Origin of the sequence: Amaricoccus sp. (genome assembly GCF_017993425.1) — a bacterium.
GTDB lineage: Bacteria > Pseudomonadota > Alphaproteobacteria > Rhodobacterales > Rhodobacteraceae > Amaricoccus.
Genome location: NZ_JAGOMQ010000008.1, coordinates 1 through 24,364, shown reverse-complemented (window position 1 = coordinate 24,364; position 24,364 = coordinate 1). Strand labels below are relative to the sequence as shown.

The 24,364-nt window shown below is 72.1% G+C and carries 21 protein-coding genes and 1 pseudogene; 11 read left to right on the top strand and 11 right to left on the bottom strand.

Annotated elements, in window-relative coordinates; genetic code table 11:
- Positions 1 to 36 precede the first annotated feature (36 nt).
- Genes xdhC through xdhA form a run of 3 tightly spaced genes read right to left on the bottom strand, consistent with a single transcriptional unit; the run spans position 37 to position 4,729 of the window.
- Entirely contained in the window at positions 37 to 873 is an 837-nt protein-coding gene (gene xdhC / locus KBB57_RS05510; protein ID WP_290747536.1) for a xanthine dehydrogenase accessory protein XdhC, read from the bottom strand.
- Positions 873 to 3,242: a xanthine dehydrogenase molybdopterin binding subunit gene (xdhB, locus tag KBB57_RS05505; protein WP_290747535.1), complete on the bottom strand. Its 2,370-nt coding sequence runs from the start codon at positions 3,240 to 3,242 to the stop codon at positions 873 to 875. Before xdhB ends, xdhC begins: the two co-directional genes overlap by 1 nt.
- 11 nt (positions 3,243 to 3,253) lie before the next feature.
- A complete protein-coding gene (gene xdhA, locus KBB57_RS05500; protein WP_290747534.1) occupies positions 3,254 to 4,729 on the bottom strand; it encodes a xanthine dehydrogenase small subunit in 1,476 nt (491 codons plus the stop codon).
- A 437-nt stretch (positions 4,730 to 5,166) separates the two neighbouring features.
- Between xdhA and KBB57_RS05495 the strand changes: the two genes are divergently transcribed.
- The 3 genes from KBB57_RS05495 (at position 5,167) to KBB57_RS05485 (ending at position 7,467) form a co-directional block, all read left to right on the top strand.
- Positions 5,167 to 5,505, top strand: coding sequence for a P-II family nitrogen regulator (locus KBB57_RS05495; protein WP_290747533.1), 339 nt, complete (start codon positions 5,167 to 5,169; stop codon positions 5,503 to 5,505).
- Between the two features lie 38 nt (positions 5,506 to 5,543).
- Entirely contained in the window at positions 5,544 to 6,893 is a 1,350-nt protein-coding gene (locus KBB57_RS05490; RefSeq protein WP_290747611.1) for an ammonium transporter, read from the top strand.
- A 106-nt stretch (positions 6,894 to 6,999) separates the two neighbouring features.
- Positions 7,000 to 7,467 (top strand): GAF domain-containing protein, encoded by a 468-nt coding sequence (locus KBB57_RS05485; protein WP_290747532.1) that lies wholly within the window; start codon positions 7,000 to 7,002, stop codon positions 7,465 to 7,467.
- 273 nt (positions 7,468 to 7,740) lie between these two features.
- Here KBB57_RS05485 and KBB57_RS05480 read toward each other — a convergent pair whose 3' ends face one another.
- The 4 genes from KBB57_RS05480 to KBB57_RS05465 form a co-directional block, all read right to left on the bottom strand.
- Positions 7,741 to 8,010, bottom strand: a complete 270-nt coding sequence (locus KBB57_RS05480; RefSeq protein ID WP_290747531.1) for a hypothetical protein — start codon at positions 8,008 to 8,010, stop codon at positions 7,741 to 7,743.
- A gap of 188 nt (positions 8,011 to 8,198) precedes the next feature.
- On the bottom strand, positions 8,199 to 8,657 hold the full coding sequence (locus tag KBB57_RS05475) for an Hsp20 family protein (protein WP_290747530.1): 459 nt from the start codon (positions 8,655 to 8,657) through the stop codon (positions 8,199 to 8,201).
- A 449-nt stretch (positions 8,658 to 9,106) separates the two neighbouring features.
- Positions 9,107 to 9,448, bottom strand: a complete 342-nt coding sequence (locus tag KBB57_RS05470; protein ID WP_290747529.1) for a DUF86 domain-containing protein — start codon at positions 9,446 to 9,448, stop codon at positions 9,107 to 9,109.
- 20 nt (positions 9,449 to 9,468) lie between these two features.
- Positions 9,469 to 9,759 (bottom strand): nucleotidyltransferase family protein, encoded by a 291-nt coding sequence (locus KBB57_RS05465; protein WP_290747528.1) that lies wholly within the window; start codon positions 9,757 to 9,759, stop codon positions 9,469 to 9,471.
- Positions 9,760 to 9,932: 173 nt separating this feature from the next.
- Between KBB57_RS05465 and ligD the strand changes: the two genes are divergently transcribed.
- From ligD to KBB57_RS05435, 6 genes are all read left to right on the top strand, one after another.
- Entirely contained in the window at positions 9,933 to 12,410 is a 2,478-nt protein-coding gene (ligD, locus tag KBB57_RS05460; protein ID WP_290747527.1) for a DNA ligase D, read from the top strand.
- A gap of 13 nt (positions 12,411 to 12,423) precedes the next feature.
- On the top strand, positions 12,424 to 13,302 hold the full coding sequence (locus KBB57_RS05455; RefSeq protein WP_290747526.1) for a Ku protein: 879 nt from the start codon (positions 12,424 to 12,426) through the stop codon (positions 13,300 to 13,302).
- Positions 13,303 to 13,433: 131 nt separating this feature from the next.
- Positions 13,434 to 14,504, top strand: coding sequence for a tetratricopeptide repeat protein (locus KBB57_RS05450; protein WP_290747525.1), 1,071 nt, complete (start codon positions 13,434 to 13,436; stop codon positions 14,502 to 14,504).
- Positions 14,501 to 15,121, top strand: coding sequence for an alpha/beta family hydrolase (locus KBB57_RS05445; protein WP_290747524.1), 621 nt, complete (start codon positions 14,501 to 14,503; stop codon positions 15,119 to 15,121). Before KBB57_RS05450 ends, KBB57_RS05445 begins: the two co-directional genes overlap by 4 nt.
- 6 nt (positions 15,122 to 15,127) lie before the next feature.
- Complete coding sequence (locus KBB57_RS05440) at positions 15,128 to 15,904, top strand: exodeoxyribonuclease III (protein ID WP_290747523.1); 777 nt, start codon at positions 15,128 to 15,130, stop codon at positions 15,902 to 15,904.
- 76 nt (positions 15,905 to 15,980) lie between these two features.
- Complete coding sequence (locus KBB57_RS05435) at positions 15,981 to 16,913, top strand: alpha/beta fold hydrolase (RefSeq protein WP_290747522.1); 933 nt, start codon at positions 15,981 to 15,983, stop codon at positions 16,911 to 16,913.
- Positions 16,914 to 17,238: 325 nt separating this feature from the next.
- Here KBB57_RS05435 and KBB57_RS05430 read toward each other — a convergent pair whose 3' ends face one another.
- Together KBB57_RS05430 and ppk2 are read right to left on the bottom strand one after the other, a co-directional pair.
- The gene (locus KBB57_RS05430) at positions 17,239 to 18,363 is read right to left on the bottom strand and encodes a class I SAM-dependent RNA methyltransferase (RefSeq protein ID WP_290747521.1); all 1,125 of its coding nucleotides are present in this window, start codon (positions 18,361 to 18,363) and stop codon (positions 17,239 to 17,241) included.
- 78 nt (positions 18,364 to 18,441) lie between these two features.
- On the bottom strand, positions 18,442 to 19,332 hold the full coding sequence (gene ppk2 / locus KBB57_RS05425; RefSeq protein WP_290747520.1) for a polyphosphate kinase 2: 891 nt from the start codon (positions 19,330 to 19,332) through the stop codon (positions 18,442 to 18,444).
- A 166-nt stretch (positions 19,333 to 19,498) separates the two neighbouring features.
- Between ppk2 and KBB57_RS05420 the strand changes: the two genes are divergently transcribed.
- Both KBB57_RS05420 and gyrB read left to right on the top strand, forming a co-directional pair.
- Positions 19,499 to 19,921 carry a VOC family protein gene (locus tag KBB57_RS05420; protein WP_290747519.1) on the top strand — a complete coding sequence of 141 codons (423 nt, stop codon included), beginning with the start codon at positions 19,499 to 19,501 and terminating at the stop codon, positions 19,919 to 19,921.
- A 155-nt stretch (positions 19,922 to 20,076) separates the two neighbouring features.
- Positions 20,077 to 22,494, top strand: coding sequence for a DNA topoisomerase (ATP-hydrolyzing) subunit B (gene gyrB, locus KBB57_RS05415; RefSeq protein WP_290747518.1), 2,418 nt, complete (start codon positions 20,077 to 20,079; stop codon positions 22,492 to 22,494).
- Between the two features lie 458 nt (positions 22,495 to 22,952).
- Here gyrB and KBB57_RS05410 read toward each other — a convergent pair whose 3' ends face one another.
- Both KBB57_RS05410 and KBB57_RS05405 read right to left on the bottom strand, forming a co-directional pair.
- On the bottom strand, positions 22,953 to 24,101 hold the full coding sequence (locus tag KBB57_RS05410) for a hypothetical protein (RefSeq protein ID WP_290747517.1): 1,149 nt from the start codon (positions 24,099 to 24,101) through the stop codon (positions 22,953 to 22,955).
- Between the two features lie 153 nt (positions 24,102 to 24,254).
- Positions 24,255 to 24,364: pseudogene (locus tag KBB57_RS05405) on the bottom strand (IS5/IS1182 family transposase); the annotation flags it as partial.

The window sequence follows — 24,364 nt, the reverse complement described above, 5'->3', positions numbered from 1 at the left end:
GCCGTCTCGGCGGACCCTGGGACCGGCAGTCCCCGTTCAATCGCTCGTGGTCGTCTCGCTCGTCTCGCGCGCGGCCGACGCGCCTTGCGGCGCGCCGAGCCGGCCGATGATCTCCGCCGCGACCAGCGCCGCGATCACCGCGGGGCGCTTGTCGCCGGAGGGGCCGCCGATCGGGCAGGTGAGCCCGAGGGCGGGGTCGCCCCTTGCGCCCGTCCGCTTGCGCCAGGAGCGGAAGCGGGCGAGCTTGGTCTCCGATCCGATCATGCCGACATAGGCCGCGTCGCCGCGGTCGAGCGCCGCCGCGGTGACGAGGAAGTCGAGGGCGTGGTCGTGGGTCAGGATCACGAAGGCCGAGCCGGGCCGCGCCGCGGCGACCTCGGCCTCGGGGAGCGGCGACAGCGTCGTCGGCACGCCCGGCGCGGCGAGCGCCAGCTCGGCGACGCGCTGGTCGATGAGCCGGACGCGGACCGGCAGGAGCGTCAGCGCCGCGGCGAGCGCGCGGCCGACATGGCCGGCGCCGAAGACCAGCACCTCGGGCTGCGCGGCCTCCTCGGCCTCGATGCGGGCGTCGAGCATGTGGCGCGTCCACTTGTCGACCGGGGCGAGCGTCAGGCGCACGTGGCCGCCGCAGCACTGGCCGATCGAGGGGCCGAGCGGCACCTCCATGGTCTCGGCGCCGAGGCCGCGGCGCAGCAGCACCCGGGCGCGGTCGATCGCCATGTATTCGAGCTGCCCGCCGCCGATGGTGCCGGCGACGGCCTCGGCCGCGACCAGCATCCAGGCGCCCGCGTCGCGCGGGGCCGAGCCGCGCGTCGCCCCGACCTCGGCGAGGACGAGCGGCGCGCCGGCGGCGAGGAGGTCGCGCGGCTCCATCAGGCGGAAGTCGCCTTCGCGGCGGCGCGCAGCCGCTCGATGGTCATCAGCACCCGCTCCGGCGTCGCCGGGGCGTCCATGCGGGGCGGGACCTTGTAGTCGGCGACGGAGGCGGCGGCCATCGAGAGCGCCTCCAGCACCGAGACGGCGAGCATGAAGGGCGGCTCGCCGACGGCCTTGGAGCGCTTGATCGTCGGCTCCTTGTTCTCGGACCACGCGGCGAGCTTCACGTTGAAGACGCGCGGCCGGTCGGAGGCGAGGGGGATCTTGTAGGTCGAGGGCGCGTGGGTGCGCAGCCGCCCCTTGGCGTCCCACCAGAGCTCCTCGGTGGTGAGCCAGCCCATGCCCTGCACGAAGCCGCCCTCGATCTGGCCGATGTCGAGGATCGGGTTCAGCGACTTGCCGACGTCGTGGAGGATGTCGGTGCGGTCGACCTGGTACTCGCCGGTCAGGGTGTCGACGGAGACCTCGGAGCAGGAGGCGCCGTAGGCGTAGTAGTAGAACGGCCGGCCGCGGCCGGTGGCGCGGTCCCAGTGGATCTTCGGCGTCTTGTAGAAGCCGGCCGCCGAGAGCTGGATGCGGGCCTGGTAGGCCATCTGGATCAGCTCGGCGAAGGGGACGTGCTCCTCGCCGACGATGACGTGGTTGGCGTGGAAGCGGATCGCCTCGGGCCTGGTCTGCCAGCGCTCCGCGGCGAACTCGACCAGCCGCTCGCGGATCTGGCGGGCGGCGTCGGCCGCGGCCATGCCGTTGAGGTCGGCGCCCGAGGAGGCCGCGGTGGCCGAGGTGTTCGGGACCTTGCCGGTCGAGGTGGCGGTGACGCGGATGCGGTCGAGGTCGATCTGGAGCTCGTCCGCCACCACCTGGGCGACCTTGGTGTAGAGCCCCTGCCCCATCTCGGTGCCGCCGTGGTTCAGCTGGACCGAGCCGTCGGTGTAGACGTGCAGCAGCGCGCCGGCCTGGTTGTACCAGGTCGCGGTGAAGCTGATGCCGAACTTGACCGGCGTCAGCGCGATGCCCTTGCGGATCGTCGGGTTGGTCGCGTTGTGGGCGATGATGGCGGCGCGGCGGGACTGGTAGTCGGCCGAGGCCTCGAGCTCGTCGACGATGCGGCCGATGACGTTGTCCTCGACCTCCTGCCAGTAGGGCGTGAGGTTGCGGCCCTCGCCGCCGTAGAAGTTGGCGCGGCGCACCTCCAGCGGGTCCTTGCCCAGCGTGTAGGCGATGTCCTCGATGAAGCGCTCGGCCGCGACGAGGCCCTGCGGGCCGCCGAAGCCGCGATAGGCCGTGTTGGAGACGGTGTTGGTTTTCAGCGGCTTGGAGATGATCCTTACCGCGGGGTAGAAATAGGCGTTGTCGGCGTGGAAGAGGGCGCGGTCGGTGACCGGGCCGGAGAGGTCGGCGGAGAAGCCACAGCGCGCGGCCCAGGCGCCCTCGACGGCGTGGATGCGGCCCTCGTCGTCGAAGCCGAGCGCGTAGTCGATCAGGAAGTCGTGGCGCTTGCCGGTGGCGACCATGTCGTCGTCGCGGTCGGGGCGGAACTTGACCGCGCGGCGCCATTTCTTCGCGGCGATGGCGGCGATGACGGCGAAGAGGTTGGCCTGGGTCTCCTTGCCGCCGAAGGCGCCGCCCATGCGGCGGACGTTGACGGTGACGTTGTGGCTGGCGACGCCGAGGACGTGCGCGACCATGTGCTGCACCTCGGAGGGGTGCTGCGTGGAGGAGAACACGGTGACGTCGTCGTCCTCGCCGGGGATCGCCATGGCGATGTGGCCCTCGAGGTAGAAGTGCTCCTGCCCGCCGATGCGGTACTGGCCCTCCAGCCGGCGCGGGCTGGCCGCCATCGCCTTCGCCACGTCGCCGCGTTCGAGCTTCAGCGGGTCGACGACGAAGGGGTAGTCCGCCGCCATGGCGTCGGCGACGTCGATGGCGTGGGGCAGCTCCTCGTAGGTCACCTTCGCCTTGGTGGCCGCCCGCCGGGCCGCCTCGCGGGTCTCGGCGATGACGGCGAAGATCGGCTGGCCGTGGAACTCGACGAGGCCCTCGGCGAAGACCGGATCGTCGTGGCGGCCGACCGGCGAGATGTCGTTGTGGCCGGGCACGTCGGCCGCGGTCAGCACGTCGACGACGCCGGGGAAGGCGGCGACCTCGGAGAGGTCCATCGCCGTGATCCGGGCATGGGCGCGGTCGGCGAGGCCGAGCGCCGCGTGCAGCGTGCCGGCGGGCTCGGGGATGTCGTCGATGTACTCGGCCCGGCCGGTGACGTGGTTGGCCGCGCTCTCGTGGGCGAGCGAGGTGTGGACGCCGCCGCGGATCGCGTGCTCGGTCTTGTCGAGGGTGGCTGCCGTCTCGGGGTTGCGCATGTTCATCTTCGTTGCCCTCACACCGCCTCGGCCAGCGGCCGGTCGAGCCGCGCCGTGTCCCCGGACGTCTCCAGCCAGAAGCGCCGGATCAGGTTCCGCGCCACCAGCTGGCGATATTCCGCCGTGGCGCGCCAGTCGCTCAGCGGCGCGAAGTCGCCCGCCACCGCCGCCATCGCCGCCTCGGCCGCCGCCTCGTCCCAGGCGCGGCCGACCAGCGCCGCCTCGGCCGCGGCCGCCCGCTGGGGCGTCCCGGCCATGCCGCCGTAGCAGAGGCGGGCCTCGGCGATGCGGCCGCCCTCGAAGGTCAGGCGGAAGGCGCCGAGGACGGCGGTGATGTCCTCGTCGAGCCGCTTCGTCACCTTGTAGCAGGCGAAGGCCGCGCCCTGCGGCGGGGCGGGGACGAACACGCTCTCGACGATCTCGTCGGGGCGGCGGTCCTGCTTGCCGTAGGCGATGAAGAAGTCCTCGAGCGGCAGGTCGCGCGGGCCGGCGGCGCTGAGGAGCCGCAGCGTGGCGCCGAGCGCGATGAAGGGGGGCGGGCTGTCGCCGATCGGCGAGCCGTTGGCGATGTTGCCGCCCACCGTCCCCATGTTGCGCACCTGCTCGCCGCCGATGCGGTCCCAGAGCTCGACGAGCCCCGGCCAGCGCCGGGAGATGGCGGCGCGCGCCTCGGCGTAGCTGACGCCGGCGCCGAAGCGGACGCCCTCGGGCGTCTCCTCGATGCGGCGCAGGCCGTCGAGATGCGAGATGAAGATCAGCGGCCCGATCGGGCGCATCTGCTTGGTGACCCACAGCCCGACGTCGGTCGAGCCGGCGACCACGGTCGCGCCGGGCAGCTCGGCCCGCAGCGCGGCGAGGTCGGCCACGTCGGCGGGCAGGATCAGCCGCTCGGTCCCCTCGCCCATGTCGAGGCGGGAGCCGTCCTTCATGGCGCGGAGCGCCTCGGTGACGCGGGCGCGCTCGGCGACCAGCGGGTCGCCGTCGGGCGAGGCGGCCGCCGCGGCCTGGGCGGCGCGGATGATCGGGGCGTAGCCGGTGCAGCGGCAGAGGTTGCCCTGCAGCGCCTTCTCGATCTGGGCGACGGAGGCGTCGGGCTTCTTCATCCACAGGCCGTAGAGCGACATCACGATCCCGGGCGTGCAGAAGCCGCACTGCGAGCCGTGCTGCTCGACCATCGCCTTCTGCACCGGGTGCAGCGAGCCGCCGGCGGACAGGGCCTCGACGGTGACCACGTGGGCGCCGTCGAGCGAGCCCATGAAGCGGATGCAGGCGTTGACGCTCTCGTAGACGAGGCCGGCCTCGGTCAGCTTGCCGACCAGCACGGTGCAGGCCCCGCAATCGCCCTCGGCGCAGCCTTCCTTGGTGCCGGTCAGCCGGCGCTCGATGCGCAGCCAGTCGAGGAGCGTGCGCGTCGGCGGGCAATCCGCGAGCCGCACCTCGCGGCCGTTGAGGAGGAAGCGCAGCTCCCTCCGCGTCGCTGTGCTGGCCGTCATGCTCGCCTCCCGCCGTTTCAGGTCCGGAAGCGATCCTGCGCCAGGAAGGGCGGCCATGGAAGCGGGACCGGCCGGAACTCACTTTCAACGCCGGGAGAGGTAATCGCGGCGGATCCTGCGGCGCGGGAGGCGGTCCGATGCGCGCTCTCCGCCCGGAGAGCCCATGCCCGCCCGGGCTTGCGGCGCAGCCCGTTGCCGACGCAAGCGCCGAGGGCGCGCATCGCCTGCCCGCTGAGGCGACGCGGATCGGGCCTGTCGCCTAAAATAGAGGCAATCCCGTGCCCGCCGGGCGGCGATCCGCGGGGCGCCGGCAACCGGGACGCCGGCAACCCGCTGCTTTTTCGGGCATCTTCCCGGGGCCGCCAAAGCTGGCACGGGACTTGCTTCGCTCCCTGTGTGTCCAGGCGCGCCGCGGACGGGTATCTGTGAGGACGTCTATGAAAATGATCGTTGCGGTCATCAAGCCCTTCAAGCTCGAGGAGGTGCGCGAGGCGCTGACCTCCATCGGCGTGCAGGGCCTGATGGTCTCCGAGGTCAAGGGGTACGGCCGCCAGTCCGGCCATACCGAGATCTACCGCGGCGCGGAGTACGTGGTGAACTTCGTGCCCAAGCTCAAGCTCGAGCTGGTCGTCGCCGAGCGCGTGGTGCCCCAGGTGGTCGACGCGCTGGCCGCCGCGGCGCGCACCGGCAAGATCGGCGACGGCAAGATCTTCGTCCTCGACGTCGAGCAGGCCCTCCGCGTCCGCACGGGCGAGACGGGGGAGGAGGCGCTGTGAGCGCGGGCAAGAAACTCGAATCGATGAGGCATAGCTACATGCGGGACCTGTTGAAATCCTTCGGCCTCGGGGCCGTGCTCGCCGCCGCGCTGCCGGCGACGCTCGCGTTCGCCCAGGAGGCGACGGAGACGACGCCGGCGCTCGACCCGGTGGTCGAGGAGACCGTCTCCGCGCTCAACAGCGGCGACACGGCCTGGATGCTGACGTCGACGCTGCTCGTGCTGTTCATGATCCTGCCGGGGCTGGCGCTGTTCTACGGCGGGCTCGTGCGGGCGAAGAACATGCTCTCCGTGCTGATGCAGTGCACGCTGATCACCGCGGTCGTCATGGTGATCTACGTCCTCTACGGCTACTCGTTCTCGTTCGGCGGCTCGGAAAGCGCGTTCTTCGGCGGCTTCGGCAAGGTCTTCCTCTCCGGAGTCACGCCCGACTCGGAATCGGGCACCATCCCCGAGCTCGTGTTCATCGCCTTCCAGATGACCTTCGCCTGCATCACGCCGGCGCTGATCGTCGGCGGCTTCGCCGAGCGGATGAGGTTCTCGGCGGTCGTGCTCTTCATGATCCTGTGGGTGACGATCGTCTACTTCCCGGTCGCCCACATGGCCTGGGACGCGAACGGCCTCTACTTCGGCTGGGGCGCGATGGACTTCGCGGGCGGCACGGTCGTCCACATCAACGCCGGCGTCGCCGCGCTGGTGGGCGCGCTCGTGATCGGGCCGCGCATCGGCTACAAGAAGGAGATCATGGCGCCCCACTCGATGACGCTGACCATGGTCGGCTCCGCCATCCTGTGGGTCGGCTGGTTCGGCTTCAACGCCGGCTCGGCGCTCTCGGCCGGCGGCGGCGCGGCGCTCGCGATGCTCAACACCTTCACCGCGACGGCCGGCGCGATCATCGGCTGGTCGGCGATCGAGGCGATGACCCGGGGCAAGGCCTCGATGCTCGGCGCCGCGTCGGGCATGGTCGCCGGGCTCGTCGCCGTCACCCCGGCCGCGGGCTTCGTCGGCCCGGTGGGCGCGATCTTCCTCGGGCTGATCGCCTCGGCCTGCTGCTACTTCTTCGTGCAGGTGGTGAAGGAGAAGGCCGGCTACGACGACAGCCTCGACGTCTTCGGCGTCCACGGCATCGGCGGGATCGTCGGCGCGGTGCTGACCGGGGTCTTCGCCTCCGGCGGCCTCGGCGGCGTCGGCTACGCCGAGGGGCAGACCATGTCCGGCCAGGTGATGGTGCAGATCCAGGCCGTGCTGGTCACCATCGTCTGGTGCGGCGTGGTGTCCTTCATCCTCTACAAGGTGGTCGACATGATCGTCGGGCTGCGCGTCGCGGCCGAGACCGAGCGCGAGGGTCTCGACCTCGCCGAGCACGGCGAGCGCGCCTACGTGATGTGACGGACGTTTCCCCCGGGCCGGGCCGTTCCGGCGGCCCCGACCCCACCTCGCCCGGCGGCCTTCCGCCGGGCTTTTCTTTTGCGGCGCGGGGGGCGAGGATCGCCGCATGACCGCCCGCCCCTACCCCGAGATCGCCGCCCGGATCGACGCGCTCGTCGCGGGCGAGGACGACCCCGTGGCGCTGATGGCGACGGTGGCCTGCGAGCTGTTCCACGGGGTCGAGGGGTTCGACTGGGTGGGCTTCTACCGGGTCGTCGCGCCGGAAGTCCTGAAGATCGGGCCCTACCAGGGCGGGCATGGCTGCCTCGTCATCCCCTTCGCGCGCGGCGTCTGCGGCGCGGCGGCGCGCGAGGGGCGGACGCAGGTGGTGCGCGACGTCGACGCCTTCCCCGGCCACATCGCCTGCGCCGCCTCGACCCGCTCGGAGATCGTCGTCCCGGTCCACGACGCGGCCGGCCGGCTGATCGCCGTCCTCGACGTCGACAGCGACACGCCGGCGGCCTTCGACGAAGCGGACGCCGTCGCGCTCGAGGCCATCGTCCGCGCGGTCTTCGCCCGCGCCGGCCTCGGGTGACGCCAGAGGCTCGCCGGTTCGCTCCCGGGCGCTCCAGCGCCGGGGCGAGCGCGTTCCCCGCGGATTGCCTCGCCCCAACGCTCCGGCGCGACGCCCGGCGCGATGCATCGCCGTCGCAGGGCGAAGAGAACGTTGCCGGCAGGCGGGGTGCGAGGCGGAGCGGCCTCCGCGCTGCCCTCCGGGATCGCCGCCGTCTGTGGGGATGAGGCCCGCCCGGCTCTCGTTGTCGCCGGCGCGCGCGCCGGGCGGGTGGCCCCGCCCGGCGCGGCTGCGTCAGTTGTTCGCCGGGGCCTGGCCGGCCGGAGCGGGGGCGGCCGGCGCCGTCTCGGCGGGGGCGGCCGGCGCGGCGGGCTCGGCCGGAGCAGGAGCGGCCGGGGCGGTCTCGGCCGGAGCCGCGGGAGCCGGAGCGGGCGCCGCAGGCGCCTCGGTCGTCGCAGGCGCGGCCGGGGCCGGCGCCGGCTCCTCGCCGCCGCGCATGCTGTAGAAGAGAATGACCAACACCACGACGATGACCGCCGCGATGATCATGTTTCGCTGACTCATGTGCCTGCGTCCCCCTGGGAATCACTGGCGGGCCGTCCTGCCCGCCCCGCGACCATTTGGCTCCGCGGCGCCCCGTGGCAACCCCCGACACGCGCCATGCGCGAAGGCGCGCCGCCTGGCGCGCGAAAAAGCCCGCCGATCGGGGGATCGGCGGGCTCTCGCGACGGGCGTGGCGCCCGCCCCGGTCGTCAGGCCGCCCGGGCCTCGACGACGCCGGCCTCGGCCTTGCCGATGGCGATCTTGCGCGGCTTCAGCGCCTCGGGGACCTCGCGGACGAGCTCGATGTGCAGGAGGCCGTTCTCGACGCTGGCGCTGTCGGCGCGGACGTGGTCGGCGAGCTGGAAGCGACGCTCGAAGGCGCGGGTGGCGATGCCGCGGTGCAGGAAGGACCGGCCCTCCTTCTCCTCGGCCTCGGCCTTGCGGCCGGCCACGACGAGCACGCCCTCGCGGCTCTCGATCGCGATCTCGTCCTCGGCGAAGCCGGCGACGGCGACGGTGATGCGCCAGGCGTTATCGCCGGTCTTCTCGATGTTGTAGGGCGGATAGGTGGACTGCGCGGCGTCCGCGGCGGTCACCTGGTCGAGGATCGACGCGAGGCGGTCGAAGCCGACGGTGGAGCGATAGAGCGGCGTGAGATCGAAACGCATGGTGGGTGCATCCTCCAAGAAGCGACACATGGCTCGGGCCATCCATGGCGGACTGGCCCTCCTGTCTTGCGTCCGGTCCGCTCCGCGGCCCCGGACGACCGGGACATGGGCGCCCCGCCGGACGGCTTCAAGGCCCCGCTGGCACGGAGCTTGCTTCACAGGGCCGTAAGCGCGAGCGCGCCCCCCGCCCCCGTCTCCGCGGCCCCGGGAACCGGGCTGGACGACCCCGGGCCGGCGAGCCTGTCGGCAACCGGTTAGGTAACGACTTTGTGGATATATATCATCCACTTGATCAGCGTCGAGCTGCGGGACATTTGCGACGGAAGGGCGACTGCCTGGGGATCGACGGGCACCTTGCGCTCCGGAGTCGGCGCAAGCGCGGCCGGGAGCCGCCCCTTCCCCAAAAGCCCTCAGGGCAGTTCTGCGCCCCCGCCGGCAAGCGCCGGCAGTCAGTCGCGAGAGAGCTCCGCCAGGATCTCCTGGACCTGTCGCCGGAGCTCCGGCAGGTTCGTCTGAACCGTCCTCCAAACGACGCCCAGATCGACGCCGAAATAGCCATGCGAGAGGACGTTCCGCATCTCGACAGCGGCCTTCAGCGGGAAGTCCGGATGCTGCGCGGAAAAGCCCGGAACGTGTCGCTCGATGTTGCGGCACGCCTCGCCGATGATCTCGAGGTTTCGGATCACCGCGTCCTGCGTCCTGTCATCCTCGACGAAGGTCTCGCTGGCTAGGTCCGCGGTATAGCGCTCGACGCGCCCGATGGCCTCGAGGATGTGCTCCAGATAGTCCACGAGGCGGAGGGTCCCCCGCTTCACACCGGCACCGCTTCCGCCACGACGGCGCCTCTGATCCGGGCCGGAAGCGCATCGGGGGTCAGGACATCGACGCTCACGCCGAGCAGCTGGCCCAGCTCGCTCCGGATCGCGCCGATGTCGAAGAGCGTCGTCTCCGGCGTAGGATCGACGAGGATGTCGAGATCGCTGCCTTCGGAATCCTCGCCGGCCGCGACCGAGCCGAAAACCCGGGCGTTTCTCGCGCGGTTGGCCTCGACGATCTGCCGGATGGCGGGCCGGTGGCTCCTGAGGGCGACCGATGGTTTCATGGACGTCCTCCCGGCTCGGCTCGACGCGTTCGCGTGGATATCAGCAAGACGCCGAACGTGATGGACCCTATCGCCGAGGTTCGCAACACCTCCCTCTGCGGGGTATCTTGGTCGTTCCCCCGGAAGCGCGGTCTTCGACATTTCCGCGACGGCGAGGCCGCCGGAGCCGCCGCTTGCCGGAGGAGCCGGCCCGCCCTACCCTCGCTCCCGTGGCGGACAGGCTCGACACCTACCGGGGCAAGCGCGATTTCGGCCGCACCGCCGAGCCGAAGGGCGCCGCCGCGCCGCCGCCCGGCTCGCGCTTCGTCGTCCACAAGCACCACGCCACCGCCGACCACTACGACCTGCGGCTCGAGCTCGACGGCGTGCTGAAGAGCTGGGCCGTCCCCAAGGGCCCCTCGCTCGATCCCGCCGACAAGCGCCTCGCCGTCGAGACCGAGGACCACCCGGTCGAGTATATCGACTTCGAGGGCGTCATCCCCGAGGGCGCGTACGGCGGCGGGCCGATGATCGTCTGGGACGCCGGCGTCTGGGCCCCGATGGAGCCCGACCCCGCCGCCGCGCTGGCCCGGGGGGCCTTCAAGTTCCGCCTCGCCGGAGAGAAGCTCCACGGCGGCTGGATGCTCGCCCGCCTGAAGCCGAAGGCGGGCGAGAAGAAGCGCAACTGGCTCCTCTTCAAGGAGCGCGACCCCTCCGCCGAGCCGGGCGTCGACATCCTGGCCGCCCGCCCGGAATCGGTGAAGTCCGGCCGGCGCATCGAGGAGCTGCGCCCGGATCCGCCGCGCCCGGCCGCGAAGCCGGCGAAGCCCGCCCGCCTCCGCCCCGGCGCGCTGCCCGGCGCCGTCAAGGCCCCGCCGCCCGCGACCCTCGCGCCGCAGCTCGCCGAGGCCGTCGAGGCGCCGCCGTCCGGGCCGGACTGGCTCCACGAGATCAAGCTCGACGGCTACCGGACGCTCGCCCGCGTCGAGGGCGGCGCGGTCCGCATGATCACCCGCGGCGGCCTCGACTGGACCAGGCGCTACGGCGCCCTCGCCGAGGCCTTCGCCCCGCTGCCGGACGCGCTGATCGACGGCGAGGTGCTCGTCCTCGACGCGAAGGGGGTGAGCCGCTTCGAGATGCTGCAGGACGCGCTCTCGCGCCACGACAGCCATGCGCTCACCTTCTTCGCCTTCGACCTGCCGTGGCTCGCCGGCTGGGACCTGACCGGCGCGCCCCTCGCCCGCCGCAAGGCGCTGCTCGCCGAGCTGATCCGCCCGCTCGGCCCCCGCTCGGCGTTGCAGCTCTCCGACCATCTCGAGGGCGACGGGGCCGCCTTCTTCGACCGCGCCGCCGAGATGGGCCTCGAGGGCGTCGTCTCCAAGCGCGCCGACGCGCCCTACCACCCCGGCCGGTCGCGGACCTGGGTCAAGGCCAAGGCGCGGGCCGTCGACGATTTCCCCGTCGCCGGCTTCAGCCGCTCCGCCGTCAACGGCGGGCTCGGCGCGCTGGCGCTCGGCGAGTGGGAGGAGGGCGAGCTCCGCTATCGCGGCAAGGTCGGGACCGGCTTCGACGCCGCGACGATCGCCGACCTCCTCGCCCGCCTCGAGCCCCTCGCCGCCGGCGCCGCCCCCCTCGACGGCGCGCCGCGCGACGTCGTCCCTGTCCGGCCGCTGCTGACGGCCCATATCCACTACTCGAACCGCACCGGCGAGGGCCTGCTCCGCCACGCCGTCTTCAAGGGACTGCGCGAGATGAAGCTCGCCGACCTGCCCGCGGGCCTGCCGCGCCCGCGCCTGATCTCCGAGGCCGACCTCGCCTCGGTGACGATCACCAACCCGAAGCGGCGCCTCTTCGGCCGCGCGGGGCCGACCAAGCTCGACGTCGCCGTCTACTACGCCGCCGTCGGCGACGCGATGCTGCCGCACCTGCTCGGCCGGCCCGTCAGCCTCTTCCGCTGCCCGACGGGCAAGCCCGGCGACTGCTTCTTCCAGCGCCACGCCTTCACCGGGATGCCGCCGACGATCGCCCGCTTCGAGGTCGAGACCTCGGACGGCCCCAAGACCTACATCAGCGTCGAGGACGCCCGCGGCTACCTCGCGCTGCCGCAGTTCGGGGTGATCGAGCTGCACGCCTGGGGCTGCCATCGCGAGGCGATCGAGACCCCCGACCGCGTGACCTTCGACCTCGACCCCGGCGAGGGCGTCGACTGGCGCGTGGTCACCGAGGCCGCGCAGCAGGTCCGCGACGTGCTGACGGAGGCGGGGCTCGCGCCCTTCGTCAAGACCACCGGCGGCAAGGGCGTCCACGTCGTCGTGCCGCTCGTGCCGCGCGCCGACTGGAAGGCGATCCACGAGGCGACCGGCGCGCTGGCGAGGCGCATCGCCGCGACCGCGCCGGACCTCTTCACCACGACGCAGGGTCCGGAGAACCGCAAGGGCCGGATCTTCATCGACTTCCACCGCAACGCCCGCAGCGCCACCGCGGTGGCCCCCTATTCGTTGCGGGCGCGCAACAACCTGCCCGCCTCGACGCCGATCTCGTGGGAAAACCTCGGAAACGTCGACGCGCCGGCGGATCTGAACTATGTTTCCGTCCCGGAGTTGATCGCGGCGAGCGGCGATCCCTGGGCCGACATCGACGCTTCCGCCCGGGAGCTGCCCGCCGCGCTATGACGGGAGAGACGACATGGCCCCGAGGGCGAGCTGGACCGGCTACCTGAAGCTGAGCCTCGTGAGCTGCCCGGTGCGGCTCTACCCGGCGACCAGCTCCTCCGAGCGGGTGCGCTTCAACCAGCTCCACAGGAAGACCCACAATCGCATCAACATGAAGCCGGTCGACCCCGAGCTCGGCCTCGTCGACCGCGCCGACCTGGTGCGCGGCTACGAGTACGAGGACAAGAAGTACATCATCGTCGACGACGAGGACCTCGAGGCGGTCAAGATCGAGACCAACCACACGATGGCGATCGAGGCCTTCGTCGACCAGGGCTCGGTCGACGTCGTCTGGCAGGACAGCCCCTACTACCTCGCCCCCGACGGCGCGATGGCGGAGGAGACGTTCATCGTGCTGCGCGAGGCGATGCGCAAGTCCGGCAAGCTCGCCATCGCCCGGCTGGTGCTCTCCTCGCGCGAGCGGGTGGTGACGATCGGTCCGCGCGGGAAGGGGATGTTCGTCTCCGTCCTGAGGAACCCGGGCGAGGTGCGCGGGACGGCGGCCTATTTCGACTCGATCCCCGACGAGAAGCCCGACCCGGAGATGCTGGCGCTGGCCGAGAAGCTGATCGAGCAGAAGGAGACGAGGTTCGACCCCGCGGCCTACGAGGACCGCTACGAGAAGGCCCTGATGACGATGATCAAGGAGAAGCTGAAGGGCCACAAGCCGATCATCGCCGCGGCCCCGGAGCGCGGCAACGTGGTCAACCTGATGGACGCGCTGAAGCAGTCGCTCGGCCAGTCCAAGCCGCCGGCGAAGAGCCGCAGCAAGGCGGAGGAGAAGCCCGCCGCCGAGGCGGAGGCGAAGCCCGCCCCCCGCGCCCGCCGGGCGCCGGCCAAGGCGAAGGCCTGATCGCAGCTGGCCCCGCTCCGGACGGTGGGCGCGGCCACGGCGTCCCGCCGGCCCGGACCAGACCGCCGGCCGTTCATCCTCGGGGCGAACGGGGCTGGCGAGGGGGGCGGGCGATCCTGTAGGCAGGGGGCATGACGCAGGGCGCTCCGGTCTATGGCCTTCTCGGGCCGCTCGCCGCCTTTCCCCGGCGCCTCGCCGCCCGGGCCGCCGCCGCTGCGGGCGCGCGGCTGCGGCGCGGGGCGGACCGGGGCGTGACCCATCTGGTCCTCGGCCGCGGCCTTCTCGACCGGCGGGACGACGCCGCCCTCGCCGCGCGGGTCGCCACGGAGGCGGAGGCGGGGCGGGCGCTCCTTTCCGAGACGGGGTTCCTCGCCGCGCTCGGCCTCGCGCCGGCGCCCGCCGCCGCCGGGATGACGGAGGCCGAGCTTGCCGCGAAGTCGCGGCTGCCGGCGGCCGACCTGCGGCTGCTGCGCCTCTTCGACGCCTTCGAGGCGCCGTTCGCGCCCTTCGGGCTGCGCGACCTCATCCTCGCGCGCAAATATGCGGGACTGCTCGCCGAGGGCGCGGGCTGGGGCGAGATCGCGCGGTCGCTGCGCGGCGCCTGCCGCGCGTCGCTGCCCGCCCGGGCGCTGGAGCGGCAGGGGCGCGCCATCCTCGCCCGCGACGGCGCGGACCGGCTCTCCGAGCTCGACGGCCAGCTCCTGCTCGACCTCGGCGGCCCGGGCGCCACGCCCGACGCGCTCTTCGCCGAGGCCGAGGAAGCGGAGGACGACGGGCGGCTCGCCGAGGCGGAGGCGGCCTACGCCCGCTGCCTCGCGCTCGACCCGGCGGACGCTGCCGCCGCCTTCAACCGCGCCAACTGCCTGCGCCTGCTCGGCGAGACCGCCGAGGCCGAGCGCGGCTACGTGCGCGCCGTGAAGCTCGACCCGGGCTTCGTCGAGGCCTGGTTCAACCTCGCCGGCCTCACCCGCGCCCGCGGCCGCGTCGCCGCCGCGCGATCGCAGCTCGCCCGCGCCATCGCGGCGGACCCGGACTACGCCGACGCGGTCTACAACCTCGCCACGCTGGAGCTCGAGGCCGGCGACCTCGCCGCGGCGGAGCGCTGGTGGCGGCGCTACCTCGAGCTCGACGCCACCTCGGAATGGGCGCGCGCCGCCGAGCGCGGGCTCACCTTCGTCGCCCTCGCCCGGGGCGGGAGATGACCGAATTCCTGCGCGACGGCCCGGCGGACGCCGCAGCGACGCTGCTCCTCGCCCACGGGGCCGGCGCGGCGATGGACAGCCCGTGGATGAACGCGCTGACCGCGGCGCTGGTCGCCGAGGGCCTCGCCGTCGCCCGCTTCGAGTTCGCCTACATGGCCGCCCGCCGCCGCGGCGAGCGCCGGCCGCCGCCGCGCGGGGAGACGCTGATTCCGGAGTTCGAGGCGGCCGTCGCCGCGCTCGCCTTCCCGGGGCGGCTGATCATCGGCGGCAAGTCGCTGGGCGGGCGGGTCGCCTCGATGGCGGCCGACGCGATCGGACCGGCGGGGCTCGTCTGCCTCGGCTATCCGTTCCACCCGCCGGGCAAGCCGGCGCAGACCCGCACCGGCCACCTCGCCGGGCTCGCCACGCCGACGCTGATCTGCCAGGGGACCCGCGACCCGTTCGGCGGCAGGGAAGAGGTCGCGACCTACGCGCTCTCCCCCGCGATCGAGGTCCTGTGGTTCGAGGACGGCGACCACGACCTCGCGCCGCGCAAGTCGGTCACCGGCGTCTCCGCCGCCGGGCGCCGCCGCCAGCTCGCCGCCGCCATCGCGGGCTGGGTCGCGCGGCTGGCGTGAGGCCCGATGCGGATCGCGACCTTCAACGTCAACAACGTCGTCCGGCGGCTGCCGAACCTGCTCGCCTGGCTGGCGGCGACGCGGCCGGACGTGGTCTGCCTGCAGGAGCTGAAGGTCGCCGAGCCGGATTTTCCCGCCGACGCGCTGGCCGAGGCCGGCTATGCCGCGGTCTGGCGCGGGCAGCGGAGCTGGAACGGCGTGGCGATCCTCGCCCGCGGGGCCGAGCCGGTGCCGACCCGAGCCGAACTGCCCGGCGATCCCGACGACCGCCAGCCCCGCTATGTCGAGGCCGCGGTGCGCGGGGTGCTGGTCGCCTCGCTCTACGCCCCGAACGGCAACCCGCAGCCGGGGCCGAAATTCGACTACAAGCTCGCCTGGATGGACCGACTGCGCGCCCATGCGGCCGGCCTCCTCGCCGCCGGCGTGCCGGTGGTGCTGGCCGGCGACTGGAACGTCGCGCCGGAGCCGCGCGACGTCTATCCGACCCGCTCCTACGACGACAACGCGCTGGTCCAGCCCGGCCCCCGCGCCGCCTTCGCCGGCTTCCTCGCCGACGGCTGGACCGACGCGCTGCGGCGGCTCGAGCCGGAGGCGGTGTTCTACACCTTCTGGGACTACCGCCGGAACCGCTGGGAGCGCGACGCCGGGATGCGGCTCGACCACCTGCTCCTCAGCCCGGAGGCCGCGCGGCGGCTGCGCCGCGGCGGCGTCGACCGCGCCGCCCGGGGGGAGCCGGACGCCAGCGACCACGCCCCCGCCTGGATCGAGCTCGCCCCGCGATGACTCCCGCTCGCCCGCGCCCGCTGCGCCGCCCGCGGCGGGCCTGTCGCGCCGCCGCCGCCCCGACGGAACGAACCAGATGAACCGCCTGAAACTCGCCTTCCTCGCCGTCGCCCTGCTCGGGCTCGCCGCCTGCGCGGCGCCGCCGACTGCGGACCCGCACGTGACCTTGCGGTCCTGGCCGGCGCGGGGGGAGACGCGGGCGGCGATCCTTGCGCTGCACGGGTTCGGGGATACGGGGGCGACCGCCTGGGAAGGCGCCGCGCGCGACTGGGCCGCCCGCGGCATCGCCGTCTATGCCCCGGACCAGCGCGGCTTCGGGGCGAACCCGAGCTGGCGGCGCTGGCCGGGGCCCGAGGCGCTGGTCTCCGACGCGGTCCAGCTCTCGCGCATCGTCCGGGCCCGTAACCCGGGCGTGCCGCTCGTGGTGGTCGGGCACTCGATGGGGGGCGGCGTGGCGCTGGCCGCGGCGGCGCAGGGCCTCGACGCCGACGCGATCGTGCTGGCCGGGCCCGCCATCGCCGGGGGCGACGCGCTGAACCCGGTGCTGCGGGCCGGGGCCTGGGCCATCGCGACGGTCGCGCCGGAGAAGCGCTGGACCGGCGACGGCGTGGTCGAGATCAGCCCGACCGACAACCTCGACGCGATCCGCCGGGCGCTCGCCGATCCGCGGTTCTTCGGCGACCCGTCGAGCCGGGAGCTCTGGGGCCTCGTGCGGATCATGGACATGGCCGCCGCCGCCGCGCCGGAGGTGGAGACCCCGACGCTGACGCTGATGGGCGCCCATGACGAGATCCTCCGCCCCGACCGGGTCGAGAGCGTCCACGACCGCATCCCCGCCGCCGCCGGCTGGCGGCTCTACCCCGAGGGCTGGCACTGGCTGTTCCGCGACCTGCACGGCAAGGTGGTCCGCGACGACGTCGCCGACTTCGTCCTCGGCCTGCCGGCGGCGCGGCTTCGCGCGCCACACTGCACGACGCCTGCCTGTCCTGCTGGCTCCACGGGGCCTTGAGCGACCGAAGCGGGCTTGCCCGCGAGGCCCGGCGCGACAAGCGAAAGCACGGCTTTCGCCGCGCCGACGGCTGGAGCGCGGTTGCGCGCGGAAGCCGTGAGGGGTGAAGATTTCTCCGGAAGCGCGCCATCCGTCCGTGGTCGCCCCGGCGAGCGCGGAATCGCGCTCGCCCCCCGCAGGGGCGATCGCGGACGGATTTGCCACGGGTCAAATCCGTCTGGCTGCGGCGTCGCGGCCTGCTCCCGGCCGGGCTTCCGTTCCACTGTCGTGCAGTGTGCTCGCACACGGGTGAAGGGGCCATCTGGCCGATATTAAACGATATTCACTATAGTGTGACCTGGTGGAGCCGCACCTTGAGCGGCCCGTGGGGGACCGGCGGCCCCGGGGGCTCGAAGGGGAGCCCGGTCGCGCGCACGAGGCCGGGGTCGGCGGCGATCAGGCCCACCCGCCAGCCCGCGAAGCGCGCCGCCAGCGTCGCGCCGAGCGCCGCGTAGAGCGGCCGCAGTTGGCCCGGCTGGCCGAGCCGCGCGCCGTAGGGCGGGTTGACCATGACGAGGCCGGGCGGGCCGTCGGGCGGCCTTGCGTCGCTGATCGCCGCCTGGCGGAACGCCGTGACCGCCGCCACCCCGGCGCGCTCGGCGTTGGCGCGGCTCATCGCCACCGCGCCGGCGTCGCGGTCGGAGCCGTGGAAGGCGAGCGGCGTCTCGCGCCGCGCCTCTGCCGCCGCGGCGCGCATCGCCGCCCAGGCCCCGGGATCGAAGCTCGCGAGCCGCTCGAAGGCGAAGCTCCGCGAGCGGCCGGGCGCGAGGCCGAGCGCGATCTCGGCCGCCTCGATCGGGAACGTCCCCGACCCGCACATCGGGTCATAGACCGGCGCGTCTCCCCGGTAGCCGCAGGCGGCGAGGAAGAGCGCCGCCATGGTTTCGCGCATCGGCGCGGCGTTGACCTGCTGCTTGTGGCCGCGCCGGTGCAGGGGCTCGCCGGAGGTGTCGACGGAGATCGTGCAGAGGTCGTCCTCGATCCGCGCGCGGATCGTGACCGCCGCGCCCGGATCCTCCTCGGAGCCGCCCTCGACCACCGGCGCGCCCAGCGTCTCGCGGATCGCCGTGGCGATGCGCTCCCGCGCCGCGCCGGCATGGTAGACGCGCGACTTGCGCGTCGTGACGTCGATGCGCAGGGGAACGTCGGGACGCAGCGTCGCGCCCCAGTCGACCTTGCGGGCGCGCTTGTCGAGCTGGGCCAGGTGGAGGACGCGGAACTCCGCGATCACCGCCAGAACCCGGGTCGCCCCGCGCAGCCAGAGGTTGGCGCGCCAGACCTCCGGCCATTCCCCCTGCGCCGCGACGCCCCCGGGCGCCGCCCGCGCCCCCGCGAGCCCGAGCGCCGCGGCCTCGGCCTGCAGGACGGGCTCGAGGCCGGGCGGGACGGGGAGGAAGAGCGCGAGCGGCATGGCGCCAGGGCATAGCGGGAAAGGAGCGGACGCGCGAGCATCTGATGCCGTTGCAGGCTTGCGCTCCGCGCCGCCCGATCAGTACACCGCCTCCACCCAGCGCTGGCTGTCCTTGGCGGGGCGGACGTAGCCGTCGTCCTTCTGGCGGGGGGCCAGCCGCACCTTGGCCGGGGCGATCTCCCTGTAGGGGATCTGGCGCAGCAGGTGGGCGATGCAGTTGAGGCGGGCGCGCTTCTTGTTGTCGGCGTCGACGACGTGCCAGGGCGACAGGTCGGTGTCGGTGGCGGCGAACATCTCGTCCTTGGCCCGCGAGTAATCGACCCAGCGGGCGCGCGACTTCACGTCCATCGGCGACAGCTTCCAGCGCTTGATCGGGTTGCGGATGCGGTCCTGGAAGCGCCGCTCCTGCTCCGCGTCGGAGACCGAGAACCAGTACTTTATCAGGATCACGCCGGAGCGGATCAGCATCTCCTCGAAGAGCGGCGCGGCGCGCAGGAACTCGGCGTGCTCGGCCGTGGTGCAGAAGCCCATGACCTTCTCCACCCCGGCGCGGTTGTACCAGGAGCGGTCGAAGAGCACGATCTCGCCCGCCGCCGGCAGGTGGGCGACGTAGCGCTGGAAGTACCACTGGCCGCGCTCGCGCTCGGTGGGGGACGCCAGCGCCACGATGCGGCAGTGGCGCGGGTTGAGGCTCTCGGAGATGCGCTTGATCACCCCGCCCTTGCCGGCGGCGTCGCGGCCCTCGAAGACCACGACGACGCGCAGCCTCTCGCGCTTGACCCAGTCCTGGAGCTTCAGCAGCTCGAACTGGAGCCTGACCAGCTCGCGGATGTAGCCCTGCGACCCGCCCTTCGGCTTGCGCCCGCCGGGGGCCGGAAGCCGCCACGCCGCCTCGGCCGCGACGTTCTCGATGACATTCTCGCGGACCTCGCCTGCCGCCGGCGCATCGCCGCGACGCTTCTTCGCCATACCTCGTCATCTCCTTGCCTGGTCCGGGCTGCGCCGTGATCCTATGACGATCAGGCCGGCGGCGCGAGGGCTCCGGGCCGCGGAACGGAGGCGGCCCGGGCTCCCGATCTTGACCGCCTCCCGGGACCGCGGGAAGATCGGGAGCCGACCGGGGAGGGGCTGCCTCTTGTTTCCGAGATCGATCACCGCAGTGACCCTGGGCGTCGCCGACCTCGCCCGCTCCCGGGCCTTCTACGCGCGGCTGGGCTGGGAGGCCGACAAGGCGCAGGAGGGTGTGGCGTTCATCCGCCTCGCCGGGCAGCGGCTCTGCCTCTTCGGGATCGACGACCTCGCGCGGGACCAGGGCCGGGACCGCGCCGGGCTCGGGACCGGGGCGGCGACGCTCGCCCGCAACTTCGCGACCGAGGCGGAGGTGGACGCGGCCTTCGCGCTGGCGCTGGAGGCCGGCGCGACGGCGCTGAAGCGGCCGGAGAAGGTGTTCTGGGGCGGCTATTCCGGCTACTTCGCCGACCCCGACGGCCATGTCTGGGAGCTGGCGATGAACCCGTTCTGGGGGATCGCCGCGGACGGCACTGTCGGGGACGGCTGACCCGGCCCGCGGTCGCCGCCCCGAGGATCGCGGCGGCGGCCGCAGGCTTAACCCTTTGAAGATTTGGGACCGCGCACCGGCGGGGCGCGGCGGCGCGTGACATCCCCGGCCTGCCCCGCTAGACTGCCTCACCACTGACGAGGATCCCCGACAGCATGGCCGACCCCGCCCGCGCCCCCGAGGAATACGGCGCTGATTCCATCAAGGTCCTCAAGGGCCTGGAGGCCGTTCGCAAGCGGCCCGGGATGTATATCGGCGACACCGACGACGGCTCGGGCCTGCACCACATGGTCTACGAGGTCGTCGACAACGGCATCGACGAGGCCTTGGCCGGCCATGCCGACCGGGTGAGCGTCACGCTGCACGCCGACGGCTCGGTCAGCGTCTTCGACAACGGCCGCGGCATCCCGGTCGGCATCCACGAGGGCGAGGGCGTCAGCGCGGCCGAGGTCATCATGACCCAGCTGCACGCCGGCGGTAAGTTCGACCAGAACAGCTACAAGGTCTCGGGCGGCCTGCACGGCGTCGGCGTCTCCGTGGTGAACGCGCTCTCCGACTGGCTGGAGCTCCGGATCTGGCGCGACGGCAGCGAGCATTTCGTCCGCTTCGAGCGCGGCGAGACCGTGGCGCCCCTGAAGGTCGTCGGCCCGGCCGAGGGCAAGCGCGGGACGCAGGTGCGCTTCCTCGCCTCGACCGACACGTTCTCGAACCTCGACTACGTCTTCAAGACGCTGGAGCACCGGCTGCGCGAGCTCGCCTTCCTCAACTCCGGCGTGCGCATCACCCTGACCGACCGCCGCCACGCCGAGCCGGTCGAGATCGAGCTGCACTACGACGGCGGGGTGCGCGAGTTCGTGCGCTGGCTCGACCGGTCGAAGACGCCGCTGATCAAGGCCCCGGTCTGGATCGAGGGGACGCGCGACGGGATCGGCATCGAGGTCGCGCTCTGGTGGAACGACAGCTACCACGAGACGGTGCTGCCCTTCACCAACAACATCCCCCAGCGCGACGGCGGCACGCATCTCGCCGGCTTCCGCGGCGCGCTGACGCGCACGATCAACGCCTATGCAGGCGAGAGCGGGCTCGCGAAGAAGGAGAAGGTGGTCCTCTCCGGCGACGACGCCCGCGAGGGGCTGACCTGCGTCCTGTCGGTCAAGGTGCCGGATCCGAAGTTCTCGTCGCAGACCAAGGACAAGCTGGTGTCGTCGGAGGTGCGCCCCTCGGTGGAGAGCCTCGTCGGCGAGAAGCTCGCCGAGTGGTTCGAGGAGAACCCGGCCGAGGCGCGCGTGGTCGTCGGCAAGATCGTCGAGGCGGCGCTGGCGCGCGAGGCGGCGCGCAAGGCGCGCGAGCTCACGCGGCGCAAGACGGCGATGGACGTGGCGAACCTGCCGGGCAAGCTCGCCGATTGCCAGGAGAAGGATCCGGCCAAGGCGGAGATCTTCCTCGTCGAGGGCGACAGCGCCGGCGGCTCGGCGAAGCAGGGACGGTCGCGGCAGAACCAGGCGGTGCTGCCGCTGCGGGGCAAGATCCTCAACGTCGAGCGGGCGCGGTTCGACCGGATGCTGTCGAGCGCAGAGATCGGGACGCTGATCACGGCGCTCGGGACCGGGATCGGGCGGGACGAGTTCAACCTCGGGAAGCTCCGCTACCACAAGGTCGTCATCATGACCGACGCCGACGTGGACGGCGCGCATATCCGCACGCTGCTGCTCACGTTCTTCTTCCGCCAGATGCCGCAACTCATCGAGGCGGGGCATCTCTACATCGCGCAGCCGCCGCTCTACAAGGTGAGCCGGGGCCGCTCGGAGGTCTACCTGAAGGACCAGCCGGCGCTCGAGGCCTACCTGATCGAGCAGGGAATCGACGGCGCGACGCTGCGACTCGGCGACGGCTCGGCGATCGCCGGGCCCGACCTCGCCCGCGTCGTCGAGGAGGCGCGCGCCGTGCGCGCCACGCTGGCGGCGTTCCCGACGCATTACTCGCGGCCGATCCTCGAGCAGGCGACGATCGCCGGCGCGCTGGTGCAGGGCGTGCTCGACGCCGACCCGCAGGGGACGGCGGACCGGGTGGCGACGCGGCTCGACCGGATCGCGGCGGAATACGAGCGCGGCTGGCAGGGGCGGCCGACGCAGGACCGCGGCCTGCGCCTGTGGCGGGTGCTGCGCGGGGTCGAGGAGGCGCGCGAGATCGACGGCTTCGCGCTGCGCTCGGCCGAGGCGCGGCGGCTCGCGGCGATGACGGCGGCGCTTCAGGAGGTCTACGGCGAGCCGGCGACGCTGGTCCGCAAGGACCGCGAGCAGCCGATCCACGGGCCGACGGAGCTCCTCGAGGCGGTGATGCGCGAGGGCGAGAAGGGCCTGTCGCTGCAGCGCTACAAGGGCCTCGGCGAGATGAACCCCGAGCAGCTCTGGGAGACGACGCTCGACCCGGAGGCGCGGACGCTGCTGCAGGTGCGGGTCGAGGACGTCTCCGACGCCGACGACATCTTCGCCAAGCTGATGGGCGACGAGGTCGAGCCCCGCCGCGAGTTCATCCAGGCCAACGCGCTGGCGGTGGAGAACCTCGACGCCTGAGGTGGTGGTGTAGGTTCGCGCATAAGGTTGCACTTCGCGCATAGTTCTGCGTTTTTCGAAAAAGTTGCTTCTTCTTTTAGGATATACTTTGGATAAGGTCCGTGGCGCTGATTTTCATGGCTGTTTATTGTAGGATTGCTGAAAACACGCCTATGCCAAGCATCACAGGCAGTGGCTGCAGATGGAGGCGATCGGGAACGAACCAATCCCATCAATCTCGGCACGGTCAGGCGGCATGCGAGCGATGGTTTGCCTGTTGAAACGGGTGGAGAGCGGCCGTTCGCAAGTGCACTCGTTCGTTGGGTTTTTGGTCGATCCCTGTGGCAAGGATGTCCGATGGGCGCGACCGCCGAAAGAGACGCACCATGCGCGGTTGTGTCCAAGATCCTCCATCCTGGCCACCCGACCGGAGCAATCGAACGTATACCAGCCCGCGCCGATCGAAACCCACGTCTGCTTCATGAGAGCGGTTCGAGCATCTCTCCGCCTTCACGACCGATACCTACACAATCGTCACAGAGCCGCAGCGACGGAACCCCGGGCATGGTCTCGGCGCCGTTGACCAGCCGATAGTCGCTGGCGGGGTCACCACATGACGAGCACACTTCGGAGGAGCCCTCACGAGACATGGACATCCGGGCGATCGCGCCGAGATTAGGCTCCACGCGATCGACGATGGAGAACCAAAGCTCGGAATGCGGGACGATCCGCTGCAGATGGCGCTCGACATCTTCCGGGAAGTGCAGCCTAAGCCACGCAAGAGCAGTATCACGACGCAGCTGATCACTTCGCACCAGCTGCTCGTAAAGAGCGATCAGCAGAGCGGTGGTCTCGCGCCTCGAGGCCCAGTGAACAGCGCGGTAGTGCCTCAGGTTAACCGCGAAACGAACACCGCCGGAGGAGAACTCCCGGATTGTCGAGACGCAGTGCGCCCGCAGGTCGGCCGCGGTCGCATCACTGCCAAATTCATCCATTGCCTCAATGTCGTAGTGACAGGGATTGATCTCGAAATCGGCCCTCCAGATATCGAGATAGCCTGAGTCCCGATAGGCCTGCGCAATCTGCGCGTCCCACTCCGGATGACTCTGAACGAGCCGATCGAGGTCGCCGAGATGCTCGACAGAAGGGTCAAGCCGGCGGGCGGCCGCCAGGACAGCATTCTGGCTGGCTCGCATCAGATCAAGCGGGTTTGGATGCTTGCGCCACGCGGCAAGCTCCTCCTCCGAGACGGTCTCGGTGATGTCGCTGAGTTCGTGAAGCAAGGAGCTGACGCGCAACTCCTCGGGCGTGCAGTAATCCGGGTCGCCGACCAGCTTTATCCCGACGCTCGCATACGACCGGGCGACCAGCCGCGAACTAAACTGGCGCCTTGTGCGAGGCTTTGACCCGCGGAGGACGGACCGTGCCGCTTCCATGTTGGAGTACCGGGCGCCGATTTCCGATCTCGCGAAGTCGATGACCTGCGCCACTTGCGCCTCATCGAGCGGCTCGCGGAGACGGAACGCGAACACCTCTTCGCCCGCGCCGAAAAGCTCGCGTTGAATGTTGCGCGCCTGGACGCCCTCCGACGTGGAGTCGATGACCGAACCATGTTGCACGCAGATCATGGCATGCGAGACCAGCCCTCCCGTCGACAACTGAGAATGCCCTTGCCTACCGGGCTTCGCCTGGCGGTAAGCACGATGTCCCCAGGCTGCAGAAGATCGATCTTAACTCTTTTCATTCGTGCGCCGGGCCTATCCGCTAGGAGCTGTGGACACTTACCGCACCCATAGGACGATTGCGGCGATGGTGACGACGGCGAGGAAGTTTCTGGCGGTCTTCTCGTATCGGGTGGCGACGCGGCGGAACTGCTTGAGCTTGGAGAAGC

Excerpts from the sequence above, each read along its gene's own strand:
- KBB57_RS05490 (WP_290747611.1), top strand. The coding sequence starts at position 5,544 with ATGCGGGACCTGTTGAAATCCTTCGGCCTCGGGGCCGTGCTCGCCGCC.
- KBB57_RS05445 (WP_290747524.1), top strand. The coding sequence starts at position 14,501 with ATGACCGAATTCCTGCGCGACGGCCCGGCGGACGCCGCAGCGACGCTG.
- KBB57_RS05480 (WP_290747531.1), bottom strand. The coding sequence starts at position 8,010 with ATGAGTCAGCGAAACATGATCATCGCGGCGGTCATCGTCGTGGTGTTG.
- KBB57_RS05450 (WP_290747525.1), top strand. The coding sequence starts at position 13,434 with ATGACGCAGGGCGCTCCGGTCTATGGCCTTCTCGGGCCGCTCGCCGCC.
- KBB57_RS05475 (WP_290747530.1), bottom strand. The coding sequence starts at position 8,657 with ATGCGTTTCGATCTCACGCCGCTCTATCGCTCCACCGTCGGCTTCGAC.
- ppk2 (WP_290747520.1), bottom strand. The coding sequence starts at position 19,332 with ATGGCGAAGAAGCGTCGCGGCGATGCGCCGGCGGCAGGCGAGGTCCGC.
- KBB57_RS05495 (WP_290747533.1), top strand. The coding sequence starts at position 5,167 with ATGAAAATGATCGTTGCGGTCATCAAGCCCTTCAAGCTCGAGGAGGTG.
- KBB57_RS05465 (WP_290747528.1), bottom strand. The coding sequence starts at position 9,759 with ATGAAACCATCGGTCGCCCTCAGGAGCCACCGGCCCGCCATCCGGCAG.
- KBB57_RS05430 (WP_290747521.1), bottom strand. The coding sequence starts at position 18,363 with ATGCCGCTCGCGCTCTTCCTCCCCGTCCCGCCCGGCCTCGAGCCCGTC.
- xdhC (WP_290747536.1), bottom strand. The coding sequence starts at position 873 with ATGGAGCCGCGCGACCTCCTCGCCGCCGGCGCGCCGCTCGTCCTCGCC.
- xdhB (WP_290747535.1), bottom strand. The coding sequence starts at position 3,242 with ATGAACATGCGCAACCCCGAGACGGCAGCCACCCTCGACAAGACCGAG.
- KBB57_RS05410 (WP_290747517.1), bottom strand. The coding sequence starts at position 24,101 with ATGATCTGCGTGCAACATGGTTCGGTCATCGACTCCACGTCGGAGGGC.
- KBB57_RS05455 (WP_290747526.1), top strand. The coding sequence starts at position 12,424 with ATGGCCCCGAGGGCGAGCTGGACCGGCTACCTGAAGCTGAGCCTCGTG.
- KBB57_RS05440 (WP_290747523.1), top strand. The coding sequence starts at position 15,128 with ATGCGGATCGCGACCTTCAACGTCAACAACGTCGTCCGGCGGCTGCCG.
- gyrB (WP_290747518.1), top strand. The coding sequence starts at position 20,077 with ATGGCCGACCCCGCCCGCGCCCCCGAGGAATACGGCGCTGATTCCATC.
- xdhA (WP_290747534.1), bottom strand. The coding sequence starts at position 4,729 with ATGACGGCCAGCACAGCGACGCGGAGGGAGCTGCGCTTCCTCCTCAAC.
- KBB57_RS05485 (WP_290747532.1), top strand. The coding sequence starts at position 7,000 with ATGACCGCCCGCCCCTACCCCGAGATCGCCGCCCGGATCGACGCGCTC.
- KBB57_RS05435 (WP_290747522.1), top strand. The coding sequence starts at position 15,981 with ATGAACCGCCTGAAACTCGCCTTCCTCGCCGTCGCCCTGCTCGGGCTC.